This window comes from Motiliproteus sp. MSK22-1 (assembly GCF_001968815.1).
GTDB lineage: Bacteria > Pseudomonadota > Gammaproteobacteria > Pseudomonadales > Balneatricaceae > Motiliproteus.
Window position 1 is genome coordinate 462,912 of sequence record NZ_MIEQ01000096.1, and the last position, 17,333, is coordinate 480,244.

A 17,333-nucleotide genomic window follows, 5' to 3' on the forward strand; every position below is an offset into this window, starting at 1 on the left:
TGCTCTGCAGTAACCGGGCGGAAATGACCATCCAAAAAGGTTCCACTGTGACAGATGCCATAGGGGTGGATTCTTAATGCGAGGTGCAATGTGCATTCAATGATTACCTGGTTTGCTCGAAACCCGGTGGCAGCTAACCTGCTGATGATCTTGATTTTGTTATTAGGAGCAAATGCCCTTAATGGCAAGATCCCTTTGGAAGTGTTTCCATCTCGTCAGCTTGACCAGATTGTTGTACGGATAATGTATCCCGGATCCACACCGAGGGAGTCCGAAGAAGGCATTACCATCAGAGTCGAGGAAGAAATACAGGATCTGGAAGGAATTGAAGAGATAAAGTCCGGATCAGGTGAAGGTGCTTCGGTTGTCAGTGTGGAAGTTGCTGACGGTTACAATACTCGTGACCTGATGGATGATATCAAAAGCAGGGTTGATGGCATCAGCACCTTCCCCGAAGAAGCTGAACGACCGATTATCAGCATTAGTGCAAGACGCCATGAAGTAATCAGTACGGTTATTTACGGAGATCGCAGCGAGATGCAGCTGCGCCGTATTGCCGAAGAGGTTCGTGATGAAATAAGCAATCTTTCCGGTATTACTCAGGTTTCACTGGACAGTAGCCGGGACTATGAGTTGGCTATTGAAGTTTCTGAAGCAACATTGCGGGAATATGGCTTGACTCTCAGTCAGGTAGCTGAAGCGGTTAACCGAGGGTCAATTGATTTATCTGCCGGTAATATTCGTACTCTGGGGGCCGATATACTTGTTCGCACCAAAGGGCAGGCGTACAACGCTAACGACTTTCGACGTATTCCCATCGTTACACAAAGTGATGGATCAAGGATTGAGCTGGGGGACATAGCTACCATCAGGGACGGCTTTGAAGATAATCCGGTGAATATGCGCTTTGATGGTCAGCAGGCTGTTGCAGTGGATATTTATCGGGTTGGTAATCAAAGTTCTATCGAAGTCGCTGATCAGGTAAAACGCTATATTGAGCGTAAGCAGTCGTTGCTGCCAGAGGGGGTGAAGCTTGATTATTGGCGGGATCGTTCAAATATCGTCAAAGCGCGCCTGCAAACACTGACCAACAGCGCTATCCAGGGTGGTATTCTGGTACTTCTGTTGTTGACACTGTTCTTGCGTCCAACAGTGGCATTTTGGGTTTGTGCCGGAATCCCCGTCTGTTTCATGGGCGGCTTTATGCTCATGCCCGTTCTTGGTGTATCCCTGAATATTGCCAGTCTGTTTGCGTTTATTCTGGTATTAGGCATCGTTGTTGATGATGCTATTGTGACCGGCGAGAATATTTATACTCACTTCAACCGGGGCAGTGATGGTCTTACTGCAGCAATCCAGGGCACCCGTGAAGTAGCGATACCGGTAACCTTCGGAATACTGACCACGGTGGCTGCCTTTGTACCACTGGCAATGGTTGAAGGGCGTAGAGCGGTTTTATTTGAACAGATTCCCTATGTGGTAATCCCGGTGCTGCTATTTTCCCTTGTTGAGTCGAAATTAATTTTACCTGCCCATCTGAGGCACCTGAAGCCACCCTCAGACGACAACTGGTTGTCCCGTCTCCAGCAGACCATTGCCCGTGGACTGGAAAGAGGAATTCATCGGTTTTACAGTCCATTTCTGGATAAAGTGCTGGAGTTCCGATACCTAACCTTAGCTCTTATTGTTGGTTTCTCTCTAATTGTATTTGCGATGGTGTTCAGTGGATGGACGAAGTTTCTGTTTTTCCCAAGGGTGCAGAGCGAGCTGGCTCGTGCAACTTTGGTGATGCCAGCGGGTACCCCGTTTGCAGTGACGGACAAGCATATTGAACGGATCACTCTGGCAGCTCAGACACTTCAGGATAAATATTTGGACCAGGCTACTGGCAAGAGCATTATTACTCATGTTCTTTCAACTTCAGGATCCGGCGGGAGCTCGGCATCAGGGCATTTGGGACGAGTGATATTCGAGATAGTTCCGCCCGAGTATCGGACCTTGGATATTACCAGCTCTCAGTTGGTCCGAGAGTGGAGGAAGCTGATAGGTACCATCCCCGGGGCCGAGAGCATCAACTATCGAGCTGAAATCGGCCGTTACAGTGATCCCATCGATATTCGGTTGATGGGCGATGATCTTGATCAACTGAAAAGGCTTGCCGGTGAGCTTAAGGCCCGGCTTGCCACTTACTCTCAGGTGTTCGATATTGCAGATTCGTTATCCAATGGAAAACAGGAGTTGCAGATAAAGTTAAAACCGGAAGGTGAGCTGTTGGGAGTTAATCTGGTCAATATTGCTCGGCAGGTTCGCCAGGCCTTTTTTGGATTTGAAATCCAGCGTATTCAGCGCGGAAAGGATGACGTAAAAGTACTTGTTCGTTATTCAGCAGAAGAAAGAAACTCTTTAGAGACGCTGGATAGTATGATGATTCGTACCGATCAGGGCGTGGAGGTGCCGTTCAGGGAAGTTGCAGAATTGAGTTCGGATCGCAGTCCGTCGTCGATTACCCGAATCAACCGCAGGCGCACGGTGAATGTTTCTGCCGATATCAATAAGGATTCAGCTGATTTACCGGCAATCATGAGAGACCTGAATGGATTCCTTGAGCAGCGACTGGTGGACTATCCATCTGTTTCTACTAGTTTAGAGGGCGAGGCAAAAGAACAAAGAGATTCATTTAGCGGCTTGTTCTGGGGTTTGTTGTTTGTTCTTTTTATCACCTATGGATTGTTAGCCATTCCGTTCAGGTCCTATATTCAGCCCTTTATCGTGATGTCGGTCATTCCTTTTGGGGTGGTGGGCGCCATTGTCGGACACTGGCTTATGGGGATGAGCCTGACCATTATGAGTCTGATGGGGATGCTGGCGCTGGCCGGGGTGGTTGTTAATGATTCACTTGTTCTGGTTGATTACATCAATCGTCATCGACAGATGGGAGAGTCTCTTCATCGGACCATCAGGATGGCGGGGGTTGCTCGTTTTCGGCCGGTATTACTGACTTCTCTGACTACCTTTGCGGGTCTGATGCCACTGATATTTGAAAAAAGTACTCAGGCGCAATTCTTGATTCCGATGGCGGTTTCTCTTGGCTTTGGTATTCTTTTTGCGACTCTGATTACGTTGCTGGTGGTTCCGGTTAATTACCTTGTCCTGGAAGATCTTATTCGATTGTTTGGTCGACAGGATGAAGTTGCTACCAAAAGGGCACGGCAGGGAACACCCTCGTCCTGAGGACCTTAAGCATATCTTCTAAGCGACGCTGGCCTCTTTCTCCACTCTGCGTTGAAACAAACTCTGTCGTTCTTTTAAGTGAAGTGAAAGGCGTTTACGGTAATCATCAGAGTACTCTGACGTTGCTTTCTTGCATTTTACCAGTTGCCACCGGGAAAAATCCTGAACCTCCTTTAGCTTATTCTTGAATGAGTCTACGAACAGATGGTCCTGATCAATATCGGAAATATCGAAGTTTCCCTTGAGCAGCTGGATTTCATCATTTTCGTCACAGCAAACTCTTGATTCACAGAATTCGAATAAAAAGTTGGCATATTTCTCATCAAAGCACACGGGCAAATCGAATGGAGAACGCCTTCCTTTCGCTAACTTGAGTTCACCTAGTGGTTTTTTTACTGCGAGGACATAAGTGGGGATATGCATGGTTAAACCTCCGTGTTCTAACTCCTGTTCCTTCCTGTCGGAAGACCTGTAGAGCAGATCAAATTTTAACGAGTAGCTGTACCTTTTGCTTAACAGACCAGGAGATATAGGACTCCGTGGCGTCTGAATTGAGCAAATTTTTAACGTTGATATTGATTTATAGAAGCGCTGAACAACGTTGTCAAGCTGGTTAACTTAGCCAGTTACCGATTTTTGTCTTAAGGTATTGAATATAAAACGATACATTATTCAATAAATTTCAGGTCTGTTTTGTCTGAGAGGTTTCTGAATCGGTCGCGGCCTCCGGCTTTTATTTCCTTCAGGGGGTATGCCGACTTTATGAGCGCTTCAGTCACTCGCTTAATGCCGGAGTATAGCCTGCTCTGAGGGCAGCGTCGCAAGCTCAGCTGTTATGCTTAGATCTTTTTTAAATTCGCCCGCCGCTGACATCAATAAAGCTTCCGGTGGTGTAGCTGGCCTGGTCTGATAATAACCAGAGTATCGCCTGAGCGACTTCTTCTGATTCCCCGCCTCGTTTCATCGGCACTGAGCTTTTCAGTCGGTCAACACGGCCGGGTTCGCCACCACTGGCGTGTATGTCGGTATAGATAATACCAGGGCGGACGGCATTGACTCTGATTCCTTCTTCGGCCAGCTCCTTGGCAAGGCCGATGGTCATGGCGTCGATGGCCCCCTTGGAAGCGGCATAATCCACGTACTCATCAGGGGCACCGAGGCGGGCTGCAATGGATGAGAGGTTGACAATTGCGCCGCCCTCACCACCGTGGCGCTTAGACATCCGTTTTGCCGCTTCTCGGGCGCAAAGAAAACTGCCGGTTACATTAATTGAAAATACCCGGTTCAGGCGTTCCGAATCCATTTCCTCCAGGCGAGCCTGGCGAGCAAGAATTCCGGCGTTGTTAACCAAGTGGGTGATTGCCCCCAGTTGCTGGTCCAATTGTTCAAACATTGCAATAACATCGCCTTCCTGGGATACGTCCCCTGGCAGTGCGATTGCCTTGCCTCCGGCGCCGACTATTTCTTGCACAACCCGCTCTGCAGCCTGAGAGTTATGACAATAATTAATAGCCACAGAATAGCCATCAGCCGCAGCCAACTTAGCTGTAGCTGCGCCGATGCCACGACTTGCGCCTGTAATCAGCATCACCGGGTTGTTGATACTTTTGTTCAATTGATAATGTCCATGTCATCGCTGAAGAAAGAGACAGCTATAATTAAAAATCTATTACTTATCAGAAACTCGTCGAATTCCTGCGTCTTCGATCACAATCAACTTGTTTTTGTATAGCCCGCCAATAGCCATTTTGAATTTTCGTTTACTAACGCCGAAGAGGCGGGATATCTCATCTGCGGGGCTTTTGTCCGTTAACGGTGCGAACCCCTGATTACTATCCAGATGGGCCAGGATTTGGGATGACAAAGCGTCCAGTGCACCGTAGCCCGGTTGTTGCAGATGCAGGTCTATCTTGCCGTCACCCCGTACCTGTTTGATATAGCCCTTGATTCGCTGGCCGTAACGAACGGGTTTAAACAGCTCGTCTTTAAATATCAGCCCCCAGTGGCGGTTGTTGATTACGGCTTTAACGCCAAGATCCGTTTTGTCTGCAATCAGCAAGTCTACCTCCTGATGCTTATCATATTTGGGGCTGGACTTATTCAAATGGCGATTAAGCTTGCTGGAGGCTGCGATACGGTTGGTGTTATCCAGATATAGAAAACAGACGACTGATTGCCCTTCTTTAAGGGGTGTTTGTTGCTCGTTGAAGGGGACCAGAAGATCCTTGGGTAATCCCCAATCCAGAAAGGCTCCTACGGGGCCGGTAGATACGACGTTAAGACAGGCACATTCTCCTACCTGAGCAAAGGGGGTGAGGGTGCTGGCGATCAGTTTGTCGTCAGAATCCAGGTAAATAATGGCTTCCACTTCGTCGCCTTCTTTACAGCCCTTGGGTACCACTCTGTTTGGCAGCAATACCTCTCCCAGTTTACCAGCGTCCAGATAGACCCCGAAGTCGCGAATTTTGACGACTGTCATACGATTGATCTTGCCTAGCTGTGCCATTATTTCCCGGTGTCCTGTTGTCGACTGTTTCAGCCTGTATTGTGCCCTAAGCGCGGACCAGATTCCTCATTTAGATTGATATAAAAGCCCGGAGTATAAAAGCATAGGTTTGAGACTTGTCGCTGATTCTCAAGGCCACAGTCCAATAATCAGCCCCATCAGTGTTAATCGAAAGATATGGAACCCTCCATCAATGGCCCATAGAATGATGCTACGTCCGGCAAACTGATAGTTGATTCCGATGGATGTGGCGACCAAGCCCATTCCCATCAATGCCCCGGTAGCAGAACCGATCACCGGATCCCGGCTGGTACCGAGCACCCATGCCAACGAGATGGCAGCCAACAGAGTCAGAACAAAGGTAACTCCATAGACTCGGCCGGGGTTTGCAATGTTTTTGCTGGGGTCCAGACCGGTTTCCTTGCACCATGCCGGTAAGAACAACAATGGTGAATACCAAAGTGCACCAAATATAAAACTTGCTACTGTTGCCGCAAAAACAGCGAGCATATTTAGTTCATTCATAGCGAACTCCTTAGGGTCTTTATGAGTAAGTCCTGAGTGCCCCTTGCGAGCTTATCGCTTAAGGGACTGGTTCCTGGGTTCCTTATCTACAGTGCTTTAACACAATTGACAATTATCAAATCTATCTCAGTTCGCATTTTATACCATAGTAAAATACTAAAGAATTAATTGCGTCATAACGGATATCTTCATGTCCACTTCACTTTCCCCAAGCTTGGCTCCGACACTTGACAACCAGACAGCGGAGCGGTTGCCTCGCGATAATCGGATTCCCGGTAATGGTGCGGTATGGGTCGGTATTTTTGCTGAGTTGAGCGAATTTGCCTTGATGTTCTTAGTCTACTTTATCGCTAAAGTTCATTATCTGGAGCTATTCCGGGAAGGCCCCGTTGCACTGAATACAACCGCCGGTGTATTGAACACACTTGCACTTTTGACCAGTAGCTATTTTGTTGCAAAAGCCATGAGTTGCGTGCGTATGGGACGTATCAAGACGGCGATCAATTGGCTCTGGGGCACTATCGGTGCTGCAATCTTCTACTTGTTGGTCAAAGGGTGGGAGTACTTCTGGAATAACGCCCAGGGTATTGAGGTCGATACTAATGTGTTTTTCACTCTGTACTACTACATGACGTTCAATCATTTCCTTCATGTTGCCTGGGGAGGAGGCGCCATCTTGTGGGCAATCTTTCGATTAAAAACAGGTGGTTATACTGCGGAAGATCATGAGGGTATGGAAGCTATTGCCTGCTACTGGCACATGATAGATCTGGTCTGGATTATCATTTTCCCTTTGTTATATGTGTTGAGATAAATATGCGTAACTTGTCATACTTCAGGGCTGTCCCTTATCACCGGATACTGGATCTTATCTGGTTTGTGTTGATGGCTATGACACTGCTTAGCGCGTTGATCGCTGAGTCGGCTGAACCCAGTTTGCTGGTAACCGCTATTGTGGCATTGACCATTGGAATAAAGGGGAGGCTGGTTGTGGATCGGTTTATGGAACTGCGCAACGCTAACCCCCGAATTCGCTTTGCGATGAACCTCTATTTCTATCTGCTGCCTCTGGCTATTCTGATTGTCTGGTTGTTTCCTGAATTTCTGGCTGATATGACTCGTCTGAAGAAATAACCAGAGGCTGAATGGAATTGTTCTTAGGTTCCCTGAGACGTAGAGTGCAACCCGTTCTATCAGAAAATATGTGAGGCAATATCAGAGCTGATCTAAGCAGGGCACGAGAACTCATCTCGAACGCCCTGGATTTCTATTGAGGCTGCATTGAGACGGAAGCTGGAGCGCCACCAAACCGCTGGCGAAGCCAATGATCTATTGAAAGCTTTCCCGGTCCCCAGAGCACGATCATTAATAACATTAATCCCCAAAGCTGATGGTCAAGATATCCTTGCTCCCAGAGAACAGGGTAAGAAACCACGGCCATGATGTTAAAGCCGAATAATACTAGCGCCACAGGTCGGCTGAACAGTCCCAACAAAATTAAAGGGGGCAGGCAGAGTTCCACCGCCGCTGCGATGAAAGCTGCAGCTTCAAAAGGAAGGAGTGGGACCTGATACTCATATTCAAACAGGAATAAGGTGCTTTCCCAGTTCGCAATTTTGACTTGTCCTGCCTTAAAAAAAGCGATTGCTGTAAGTACGCGTACTGCCAACAGGACAAGCGGTGTTATCCATCGTTGTACCGTTAGTACGGTCGTATCATAAGTGGATAGAAACGTTTTAATCATGAGTGCTTCTCCAGACTGAAGTTGTTGATAACGCCCAGACTGATCCAGTGACTGAGTTGTTGCTGAAAGTCTGCAGCCAGTACCAAATCAGATAGTGCTGTTCCTGCTTTGAATGCTCTGATCAGCTGATAGTGATCATTCGAAATAAGGGTTAGTTCTGCTCCGGGGCGGCCCGTTGAAGGACTGGTTGGATAAATCAGTATCTGTTCTTTCTGAGACATATCCATCTGTTCCAGCTCGTTGTGTTCCGGGTTATCTGAATGGATTGCTTTCCATATTGAAAACACAGGAGACTGAGCATCGATAATGCTGACCCCAGGGGTTAGCAGAAAGCGAATATCGGATTGCTGGGCTTCAGCCAGTTCGGCGAGAGCTTTAAATGGAAATAGCTCAGTGTGGAAGCTGGTTTTTGCATTTTCCAAATACCACTCCAGTGTTGCCATTTCGGCTAGATAAGGAAGTTCTGCTGTAGGCGTATAGGTGCTGATAAAGGATGAAAAGCCAGTTCCATAATGCGCCAAAGGTGCTTCCGTTAAAGGGGTCTGTTGAATAAATTTTTTGCTCAGCTGTCGAAAAAACTCCTCACCGACAAGGGCTGAAACTGTTGGAAAGCAGGCTTCCAGATAGTCACAGAGACTGATGTAAAAGTTGTTACGATAGAGCTGTAATAACTGTTCAGCAGGAAAAGGCCCTGATATTTCCAGGCTTTTCAATTCAGCACTGAGCCTTAGGTTAGATCCCAGTAGCTGGTGGCAAAACAGACTCTGGACTTCTGATAAATTCATGCGACTACTCTCCGACTGAGCACTTCCGATTGTTCATTTTCTGCTCGTTGAGCTTCCTCGAGAAGAACGTCTAATTCAGGGATATCGGTATCCCATTCGATCAGTGCAGGGGCTCGGCAGATCTGGCGGTATTCTTTAAACAGCTGCCAGACAGGTTCTGATACGCGGCTGCCGTGGGTATCTATCAGTATTTCTCCGGTATCCAGCTGTTTGCGGGTAAACCCTGCCAGGTGAATTTCCTGTACCGCCTCGACAGGAATGTTTGTTAAGTATTCGGATGCGTCGAGTCCAAGGTTTATGCTATTTACATAGATATTGTTTAAATCCAGAAGCAGGCCACACCCGGTACGCTCATGAACTTTTCCAAGGAATTCGGATTCGTGGATAGTGCTACTGTCAAAACTCAGATAGGCGGTGGGATTTTCTATAAGAATCTGCCTGCCCAGATAGTTCTGTACCTGGTCGACTCTGTCGCTGAAATGGGCCAGACTTTCGACCGTGTAGGGAATAGGCAGTAGATCATTAAAATAGCGCCCTTTATTGGAACTCCAGCTAAGGTGTTCTGAAACCAGCGAAGGGTTATATTCTTCTATCAGGTCCTTAAGGGCCTGGAGGTGCCTGGTATTCAAAGGATCTGATGACCCCAGCGAAAGACCTACACCATGAAAGCTAAGAGGGTAGTGTTCGGCGATACTGTTTAGCTGGAAACGCTGAGGACTTTGAGGATCAAAAAAATTCTCACTATGAAGTTCTAACCAGTCTACGGCAGTCTGAGCATCCATAAAGTTCTGATGATGTGGAGATCTCAGGCCGATACCTATCGCCAGCTCTGCAATTTTGAGCTCAGCTTGCTGGCTTGAAACTGAGGAGGGTAATGGATGGGATTGCTGGGATATATTCATAAGTAAGGGCGGTTGCGACAGCAACCGCGTCTCCTGTCGAGTCAGATGGTTTGATACCGGAATCAGGACTTTGGAGTAAGGCTGCCGCCAGAAAGCTTGGCGCAAAGCCCCTTGGGGACTGCAATAAACGCATCACCCTGATTGTCCATTTTTGCGTGTCCTGCACAGGAGTTCATTTTGGTAGCGCAGTCGTTATGACCGGCTGCTGCAACTCCGTAACACTTTTCCTTATCACCGGCTAAAGCGGGAGTGGTGACCATGGCTGCACCCAGAGCAATGATTCCAGAAATGGCGGTAGTGGCTGCTATGTGATTCTTTTTCATGATGTTCACCTTATTTGATTTTGATTTATGGACTGAACAGACAATTATCGGGTTAATGAATAGATATTTATTAATGGTTATTCAGCGAAATAATAGAATTATGATTTAGGTGTTAAACTGCCACCGGAAAGCTTTGAACACAGACCTTTGGGAACAGCTATAAATGCATCACCCTGGTTATCCATTTTCGCAGTACCTGCACAGGAACTGTTTTTAGTAGCACAATCGTTATGCCCGGCAGCTGCTACGCCGTAGCATTTTTCTTTATCGCCGGCTAAAGCCGGAACCGTTATCATTGATGCGCCCAAAGCAATAATTCCAGAGATAGCGGTAGCTGCTGCAATGTTGTTCTTTTTCATATTTATTACCTTACAAGGTTTTATCTAATGGGTTTAAAAGACGCTGTTTATGTCGCGTTCAATAATCTATACGCGGCCAATTATTCTATGGATTCAAAAAAACAGATAAAAAATTTAAAAAAAAGTAACTTGTTGAAATTTAATGAATTATTATTTTTTATTTTGATGTGTCTACTATGATTATGAAATTATAAAAATAATTTTGAAGGGTGTTATCGATGATAAATATACAATTTTCATGGTCGTTCATAGTGAAATTTATGTTGACGAATAGCGATACGTATTGTAGAAAATCTGAGCTTTTGCTGAGATTCAATAATTAATAGAATTCCGAAAGCCTGTAAACAGAGAACACAATAGGTTTGTCCACGAGCTTCTTAACAAGCTCTTAGGCCAGGAAAGCGGGGCGTTAATTAGTCGGGACACAGGATGGAGTAGCGGCTAATAAGTAGTGGGGTATAAAAAAGGGCTCAAAATGAGCCCTTTTATTTCTAGATTAGATAATCTTTTAAGCTGTTAGAATTGTATTCGTTTCCAGTTTGTTTTATCTGATACGGGGCCCATTTCATATCCATTTGGTGCACCATTCGGGCCTTCCATGGTGACGACTATCTCGAATTTCATCAGTCGCTCTTTCCACTCGGCGGGAATTGTTATTCTCCGTTCACCATCTTCCGGTAAGAAACCGAGAGTAATCGGTTCTTTACCTTCTTCCATAAACCAAAGCTCATAAAAACTGTCTTCAGGCATGCTGACGGGACGCATTGATTGAATAATGAGCTGATTTTTTTCAAGAGCCGTATTGACGACCCAGCCGGGTTGCTGTTGCTCATTCTTGATTAAGTGAACATAAACGTTCTCCGGTTGATTTCCTTGCTGAAAGAAAAAGCCGATGGTTACCAGCAGAACCAGGGAAAAGGCAGCGATTGGCTGCCATGACCAGAATGAGAAACCTTTTTCAGGGGTGGTTTCAGCACTGATTTTTTTCCATAGCTCGGGGGAGGGCGCCTGTGGTTCGAGACTGGTATTGAATACATCAAGGTGCTCACGCCATTGCTCGACTTCTTCCTGAGCATCGCTGCTGACAGCCATTAATGCCTCAAATCGAGCTTTTGCTCGTTTGTCTAAAGTCCCGAGTACGTATTCAGCGGCAGCTTGATTACGCTCGTCAGGATCACTTAAATCGAATTCATGCATGTTTGTAACCTCGCCAGTCCGCGACGAATCCAGGTTTTGACCGTACCCAAAGATGTTTCTATACGCTCTGAGAGTCCTTGGTGAGTGAGTCCTTCAAAATATGCCAGCTCCAAGCACAACCTTTGCTGCTCAGGGATATCTTCCAGGCAGCGGTGCAGTTGTTTGCTACTTTGCCAAAGGCTAACCTGTTGCTCTTGGCTAGCTGCATTATCTTCTACTTGCAAAAGTGCCTCTTCACCGTCATGTTGTTGGTTGTGACGGTTTCGTCTGAGTATATCCAGCGCCTGATTCCGCGTAATGGTGTTCAACCAGGTCCTGGCTTTGGCTTTGCTGGAGTCATAGCTATCTGCGTGGTTCCAGACTTTTATGAATACCTGCTGTAAACAGTCTTCAGCAAGACCTCTGTCATTTAATATACGCAACGCAACGCTGAATAGATTCGCTGATGTGAACTGATAAAGCTTTTTTAGATCCTGGTGTTTCCCCTGGGAGCATCCTCGAAGGTATTCTTCAAGAAGCTCCTGCGGATCGTCAAGGCTATTTAACGTCCTCATGAATTGCTGGAGTCCTGTGCCGGATTAGTGTTAATCGGGGTTTCAGAATAGCAGGTGGCAACCCGAATCCTGACGCCAATGATAATGCCCCGCTGTCGTTTGGCAAACAAAGAATTCGAGCTTTTCTGTTATTCCCGTATTCGTGCAATCAGGCGGTTCAGTTATTGACCAGGTTCATTAAGGTGTTTTTATTTCCAGGGAAATGGGGCGGTGGTCTGAAATAGATAAATCGAGAACCTGAGTTTTGATAATCTGAAGGTTATCTGACACCAGAATGTGGTCGAACGCATGTGTCGGGCGCCAGCTTGGATAGGTGAGTAAGTTGGTTCCGAGATTTTGTAGGTTGCAGTCACTGAATGCGGTATGTTCCAGCAAATGACTTTGATGGCAATTAAGGTCACCCATCAGGACTACAGAGTGATGATCTCCGATAAGATCACGAATGTACTCTAATTGACGGAAGCGGGTTCGTTTGCCAAGAGACAGATGAAGGATAATTAATAACAACTTGTGTGGGTCGGGGCCGAAACTGGCGGTTATCGCTCCTCGCCCGGGAAGCAACCCCGGTAGGCGGTGATCTTCGATCCGGGTTGGGGTATGCCTGCTCAGCAAACCGTTACTATGTTGAGCCAGCATACCCAGATTACGATTCAACTGCTGGTACCAATAGGGGAAGCGGGCGGCCTGGGCCAGATAATGGACCTGATTTGTGTAGTTACTACGAAAGCTCCCTCCATCAACTTCCTGTAACGCAACAAAGTCATAGCCCTGAATGGTTTGTGCAATATTGTCCAGGGTTTTTTGTCGCTTGGAATGGGGCAGTACGTGTTGCCAGCTGCGGGTGACGTAATGATGCATCGCCTGGGTGCGAATACCGACCTGAATATTGAAGCTAAGAAACTTTAAGGTTGGGCCAAGCGCACCAGGTTGCTCGAACACCGGGAGGTGATGAGCAGCTGCTTGAAAGGAGTAGGGTTGAGTCTGCTTTAATAGCATTGATGTATCCCCGGCCCAAATAGGTGTAATGTAGATTGTAGTCTTTGTTGGCGTTGATAATATTCTGGCGCTACAGTTTTACAGATTTTTGCCGCTAGTAAAGGCGCAAGCGCGGCATTAATCCGGCTTTGTTACTAAACGATGCCATCTCTCAGGTCGTGGTATCGAAAAAAATCGACTATGTTAAAGGTTAGTGTAATTAGAGTTTATTGTGTTGGCCGGTTAATTAAGTGGTTCTGGCCGGTTTGAGTTGTGTTGTTAGGTTCTGTTGTTTTGCTAGGTAAGAATAGTCTCAAGAGGTACGTTGATGACTGACGAATTGATGTTTCAGGATGATGCTGAAATATCTTCACAGGCAATGCCGACATCGGCTCGTGGTACGTTGCCCCTCCCACCATGGATTTTGCTGGTTGTTGATGACGAGGAATCGGTCCATCAGGTGACCCGGTTGGCCTTACGAGATCTTGTGTATGATGGTCGTAGTCTAAGTATTCTGAGTGCACACAGCGCAGCTCAGGCTCGGAAAATTCTTGAAGATACGCCAGGAATTGCTGTTATTTTGCTGGATGTCGTCATGGAAACTGATCATGCAGGTCTGGAGCTGGCCCGCTATATACGTCAGGATCTTAATAATCATGATTGCCGGATAGTGCTGAGGACCGGGCAGCCCGGGCAGGCACCGGAGATGGATATCATCTCAACCTATGACATAAACGATTATAAGGATAAAACTGAACTCACTGCACAAAAACTCTATACGTTGATGCTGGCCTGCCTGAGATCCTATCGGGATATTGAAGTGCTTCACAACAGCCGCACGGGCTTGCAGAATGTTATTCAGGCGGCCCGAGTCATATTGCAGAAGCAGACGGTTGAGCTGTTTCTGGAAGCGGCGCAGGAACATCTGTGCGGACTCTTGAATCTGGATCCATCCATTGTCTATCTGTTTGAGGTTTCAGCCTATCAGTATCAGGACAACCGTTTTGTCAGGGTGGGTACTGCTGCACCAGATTTCTCCGCAGCAACACCGATAGGGCCAAGTGATCCTGTAAATCTGTTGCTGAGTCGTAGCCAGGCGCAGAAAGAAAGCTGCTTTGAAGACTATAGCGTCGTTGTATATTGTCGTGGTTACAGCAGAAATTTTTTGTTCCACCTGCACAGTCCCAGATTGCTGACATCACTTGATCGCAGCTTGCTTAGCCTGTTATCAGAGAATCTTAATATCGCGCTGGAGAATATCGATCTGAACGAGAAGGCAAGAGAATCACAGCAGGATATGATTTATCGGATGGGAGAGCTGGTAGAAACTCATTCTCCTAATGCGGGATCTCACGTTCGCAGAGTTGCGCTTTATTCGGAACTACTGGCTCGATTGGCGGGGTTGCAGGAAGTTGATGTTGATATGGTAAGGCGGTCTGCACCACTTCATGACCTGGGTAAAATAGGGATTCCCGACAAAGTCTTAAATAAGCCGGGGAAACTTGATTCTGAAGAATGGACACTGATGAAAAGCCATGCTGAATTAGGCTATCAAATGCTCTCAGGATCAGGATCTGCGTTGCTGGAAGCGGGCGCTATTATTTCTCTTTCTCATCATGAGCACTGGGACGGTTCCGGCTATCCTAAGGGGTTGAAGGGAGAGGATATTCCCATACTGGGACGAATCACTGCGTTGGCTGATGTCTTTGATGCTCTGGGTACAAACCGTTGTTATAAAGGTGAATGGGAAGTTGAAGCCATTGTCAGTTATATCGAAGCGCGCAGTGGATTGGACTTTGACCCCCATTTAGTGGAGATTTTTCGTCAGAATCTAGATCTGTTTTTGGAAATCCGAGACGCCACTCTTACTGAAGCGCCCCCGGTTGCTGTTTAATCTGTTTTGGCCGCGAGAACCCCTAACTGGAATAGCTGGTCACGGCAGGCTTCCTAATACAGCACAAGACGCTCTCCAGGCGTTGCCATTGGTCCTCACTGCCAGGAAGCCCAAACCGCAGTAACTGCGGATCCGGAAACAATCGGGTCAGTATGCCCTGCTGAGCCAGTTGTTGGTGATATTCTCCTGCCTTACTGGTTTGCACACACTGAAATAGTGGTGTTCCCCGTGCCTCCAGGCCCAAATTCTGTTCCAGAATGTTCTTTAATCTGAGTGACTGCCGGGAAAGTTCGCCCCTCATCTGTGCCTGCCAATCAGAGTCTGCCAGGGCTTGACGGCAAATATAACGACTGGGACCCGACAGAGTCCAGGGACCCAAGAGTTGTTCAAAGCGCGCTAATATCGTTGGTTCTGAAATAACGAAACCGCAACGAATTCCGGCAAGGCCGAAAAATTTCCCGATAGATCTTAACACTATCAGGCCGTTACGAGCGGGTATTGAAGCGATACTTAAATCCGGAGTGGAGTCAATGAAGGCTTCGTCTACCACTAACCAACCGCCGCGCTTACTCAACTGTGCGTGCCAACGTAGCAGTTCAGTTGAAGAAAATCGTTCGGCTCCCGGGTTGTTGGGGTTGATGACGACAAGTACATCGATTTCTTTAATAATTGATTCGATCCGGTTTGCAGGGACGTCCACTACCTGATGCCCGTTGCTGGCCCAGGCTGCCCGATGCTCGTTATAACCAGGATCGATAATGGCGACTCTACTGGGTTGCCGGAGCTTTGGGAGTAGCTGTATAGCCGCTTGACTGCCGGCGACCGGTAGTAAGGTCTTGCAGCCATAGTAAGTCTCAGCAGCCTGCTCCAGACCGTCATCGTTTTCTGGCAGTCTTTGCCAGCATTCGATAGGGACTGCCGGTACTGGCCAGGTCTGGGGATTAATACCGGTCGATAAATCTAACCATTGATCTCTGGGGCGACCATACTTTTTTACCGCTTCGCCCAGTCGTCCACCATGATGTTGCAACCCGCTGACAGGTTTACCGGTAAGTATCAGGGTATGGTCAGGGGTGGTATGCGGAGCAGGATCAGCTTGCGACACCTTGGCTTGATCTGGATTTTGTTGGGTCATGCAGTGCTGCTCAATCTGTGAGTTAGGTCGTAGGGCTCGCGGAGAACATAATGGAATTATTCGCAGGCTCCTTAGTCAGGGGATTGTATTAAAGGATCATATTAAACAAAAGTACGGTCAGAAACAGCAGTGCAAGCCAAAGCCCCACTGACTGATTAACCAGACTTATGCTCCGCTCAATATCATTCGGTAGGGCATCCCTCCCATTGCCGAGGACTGGACGTTGCTTAATAGAGCCATGATAGGTGGCGTTTCCACCGAGTCGGATGTTTAGAGCACCGGCTCCGGTCGCCATAATAACTCCGCCATTGGGGCTGTCGTAGTGCTTTGCCTGGTTGCGCCAGCAGCTTAGCGCTATTTTTGTTTGCCCGATTAAGGCTAGACTTAGTGCCCCCAGCCGCGCTGGAATCCAATTCAGCAGATCATCCAATCTTGCTGCTCCCCAGCCAAACTGCAGGTATTGCTCTGTCTTATATCCCCACATGGCATCCAGGGTATTGCTGAATCGGTGGAGCAGTGCTGCGGGAAGCCCCCCGACAATAAACCAGAACAAAGTCGCAAAACAGGCATCATTGGCATTTTCCAGTACCGACTCTGTTGTAGCCCGGGTTATTTCATTACTGCTCATCTTTCGGGTATCACGACTGACGATCATGGCAACCTTTTGACGGGCTGAGGGAAGGTCTGATGCGGACAAGGGGATCGCGATGGCACGGGCATGTTCCATCAAGCTCTTTCGGCCAATACACAGGTAGAGCCCGACAATCTGGATCAGGGCGGCAAAGAGGGTTTCTAACCCTTGATTATTAAATAGTGTGTCACCGGTTAATAGATAACCTATCAATAAATAGGCCAGGCAGGCAGGCAGTAGGGTAAGCGACAGAACTGCCAGTAATCCTTTGCTTCTGGCAATCAGGGTTGAATCGGCCTGAAAACGGTTAAGTCGTTTTTCCAGAAAGATGGCCAGGTTACCAAATCCGATTAAAGGATGGTAACGGCGAGGCTCACCCAACAACTGATCCAATAACAATGCTATACAAATAAAGCTGAATGTGACCATTTCTTCCCATTGACCATTTGTGTAGAGTGCGCGGTATCGATCCGTAGTCGTTTATCGCGTTGGGCATTTCGAGAGAGGCAGACATCATAGCGATGCCTCAGCAAAAGGCAAAGTTGGTTTGGGTCGTTTATATGGTAGGCGTC

At 47.4% G+C, this 17,333-nt stretch carries 18 protein-coding genes; 4 read left to right on the forward strand and 14 right to left on the reverse strand.

Going from position 1 to position 17,333, the window contains the following annotated elements; genetic code table 11:
- The first annotated feature begins 99 nt into the window (after positions 1–99).
- Complete coding sequence (locus BGP75_RS25685; protein ID WP_076721737.1) at positions 100–3,231, forward strand: efflux RND transporter permease subunit; 3,132 nt, start codon at positions 100–102, stop codon at positions 3,229–3,231.
- A gap of 18 nt (positions 3,232–3,249) precedes the next feature.
- Here BGP75_RS25685 and BGP75_RS25690 read toward each other — a convergent pair whose 3' ends face one another.
- The 4 genes from BGP75_RS25690 to BGP75_RS25705 form a co-directional block, all read right to left on the reverse strand.
- Positions 3,250–3,654 carry a hypothetical protein gene (locus tag BGP75_RS25690; RefSeq protein WP_076721738.1) on the reverse strand — a complete coding sequence of 135 codons (405 nt, stop codon included), beginning with the start codon at positions 3,652–3,654 and terminating at the stop codon, positions 3,250–3,252.
- Between the two features lie 427 nt (positions 3,655–4,081).
- A complete protein-coding gene (locus tag BGP75_RS25695) occupies positions 4,082–4,819 on the reverse strand; it encodes an SDR family oxidoreductase (RefSeq protein WP_083705083.1) in 738 nt (245 codons plus the stop codon).
- An 81-nt stretch (positions 4,820–4,900) separates the two neighbouring features.
- Complete coding sequence (locus BGP75_RS25700) at positions 4,901–5,737, reverse strand: S1 RNA-binding domain-containing protein (RefSeq protein WP_076721739.1); 837 nt, start codon at positions 5,735–5,737, stop codon at positions 4,901–4,903.
- A 129-nt stretch (positions 5,738–5,866) separates the two neighbouring features.
- On the reverse strand, positions 5,867–6,262 hold the full coding sequence (locus BGP75_RS25705) for a DUF1761 domain-containing protein (RefSeq protein WP_076721740.1): 396 nt from the start codon (positions 6,260–6,262) through the stop codon (positions 5,867–5,869).
- Between the two features lie 190 nt (positions 6,263–6,452).
- Here BGP75_RS25705 and BGP75_RS25710 point away from each other — a divergent pair, with 190 nt between their 5' ends.
- On the forward strand, positions 6,453–7,076 hold the full coding sequence (locus BGP75_RS25710; RefSeq protein WP_076721741.1) for a cytochrome c oxidase subunit 3 family protein: 624 nt from the start codon (positions 6,453–6,455) through the stop codon (positions 7,074–7,076).
- Positions 7,077–7,078: 2 nt separating this feature from the next.
- The gene (locus BGP75_RS25715; protein WP_076721742.1) at positions 7,079–7,396 is read left to right on the forward strand and encodes a cytochrome C oxidase subunit IV family protein; all 318 of its coding nucleotides are present in this window, start codon (positions 7,079–7,081) and stop codon (positions 7,394–7,396) included.
- Between the two features lie 133 nt (positions 7,397–7,529).
- On the opposite strand, the gene BGP75_RS25720 is transcribed toward BGP75_RS25715, so the two are convergent.
- The 8 genes from BGP75_RS25720 to BGP75_RS25755 all read right to left on the reverse strand — a co-directional run bounded on the left by BGP75_RS25720 (position 7,530) and on the right by BGP75_RS25755 (position 13,122).
- On the reverse strand, positions 7,530–8,006 hold the full coding sequence (locus BGP75_RS25720) for a DoxX family protein (protein WP_076721743.1): 477 nt from the start codon (positions 8,004–8,006) through the stop codon (positions 7,530–7,532).
- Complete coding sequence (locus tag BGP75_RS25725) at positions 8,003–8,791, reverse strand: DNA-binding domain-containing protein (RefSeq protein WP_076721744.1); 789 nt, start codon at positions 8,789–8,791, stop codon at positions 8,003–8,005. Before BGP75_RS25725 ends, BGP75_RS25720 begins: the two co-directional genes overlap by 4 nt.
- Positions 8,788–9,717, reverse strand: a complete 930-nt coding sequence (locus tag BGP75_RS25730) for a DUF692 domain-containing protein (protein ID WP_233153029.1) — start codon at positions 9,715–9,717, stop codon at positions 8,788–8,790. Before BGP75_RS25730 ends, BGP75_RS25725 begins: the two co-directional genes overlap by 4 nt.
- Before the next feature lie 38 nt (positions 9,718–9,755).
- Positions 9,756–10,016, reverse strand: coding sequence for a DUF2282 domain-containing protein (locus BGP75_RS25735; protein WP_076721745.1), 261 nt, complete (start codon positions 10,014–10,016; stop codon positions 9,756–9,758).
- Positions 10,017–10,114: 98 nt separating this feature from the next.
- On the reverse strand, positions 10,115–10,375 hold the full coding sequence (locus BGP75_RS25740; protein ID WP_076721746.1) for a DUF2282 domain-containing protein: 261 nt from the start codon (positions 10,373–10,375) through the stop codon (positions 10,115–10,117).
- A 516-nt stretch (positions 10,376–10,891) separates the two neighbouring features.
- Positions 10,892–11,572 carry an anti-sigma factor domain-containing protein gene (locus BGP75_RS25745; RefSeq protein ID WP_076721747.1) on the reverse strand — a complete coding sequence of 227 codons (681 nt, stop codon included), beginning with the start codon at positions 11,570–11,572 and terminating at the stop codon, positions 10,892–10,894.
- Positions 11,554–12,126 (reverse strand): sigma-70 family RNA polymerase sigma factor, encoded by a 573-nt coding sequence (locus BGP75_RS25750; RefSeq protein ID WP_076721748.1) that lies wholly within the window; start codon positions 12,124–12,126, stop codon positions 11,554–11,556. Before BGP75_RS25750 ends, BGP75_RS25745 begins: the two co-directional genes overlap by 19 nt.
- 177 nt (positions 12,127–12,303) lie before the next feature.
- Positions 12,304–13,122 carry an endonuclease/exonuclease/phosphatase family protein gene (locus BGP75_RS25755; protein WP_083705067.1) on the reverse strand — a complete coding sequence of 273 codons (819 nt, stop codon included), beginning with the start codon at positions 13,120–13,122 and terminating at the stop codon, positions 12,304–12,306.
- A gap of 307 nt (positions 13,123–13,429) precedes the next feature.
- On the opposite strand from BGP75_RS25755, the gene BGP75_RS25760 reads away from it, so the two are divergent.
- Positions 13,430–14,995, forward strand: a complete 1,566-nt coding sequence (locus BGP75_RS25760) for an HD domain-containing phosphohydrolase (protein ID WP_076721749.1) — start codon at positions 13,430–13,432, stop codon at positions 14,993–14,995.
- A gap of 22 nt (positions 14,996–15,017) precedes the next feature.
- Here the strand turns inward: BGP75_RS25760 and cobD are convergent, their stop codons facing one another.
- Entirely contained in the window at positions 15,018–16,130 is a 1,113-nt protein-coding gene (gene cobD, locus BGP75_RS25765) for a threonine-phosphate decarboxylase CobD (RefSeq protein WP_083705068.1), read from the reverse strand.
- A gap of 88 nt (positions 16,131–16,218) precedes the next feature.
- A complete protein-coding gene (cbiB, locus tag BGP75_RS25770; protein WP_076721750.1) occupies positions 16,219–17,190 on the reverse strand; it encodes an adenosylcobinamide-phosphate synthase CbiB in 972 nt (323 codons plus the stop codon).
- Positions 17,191–17,333: the final 143 nt, after the last annotated feature.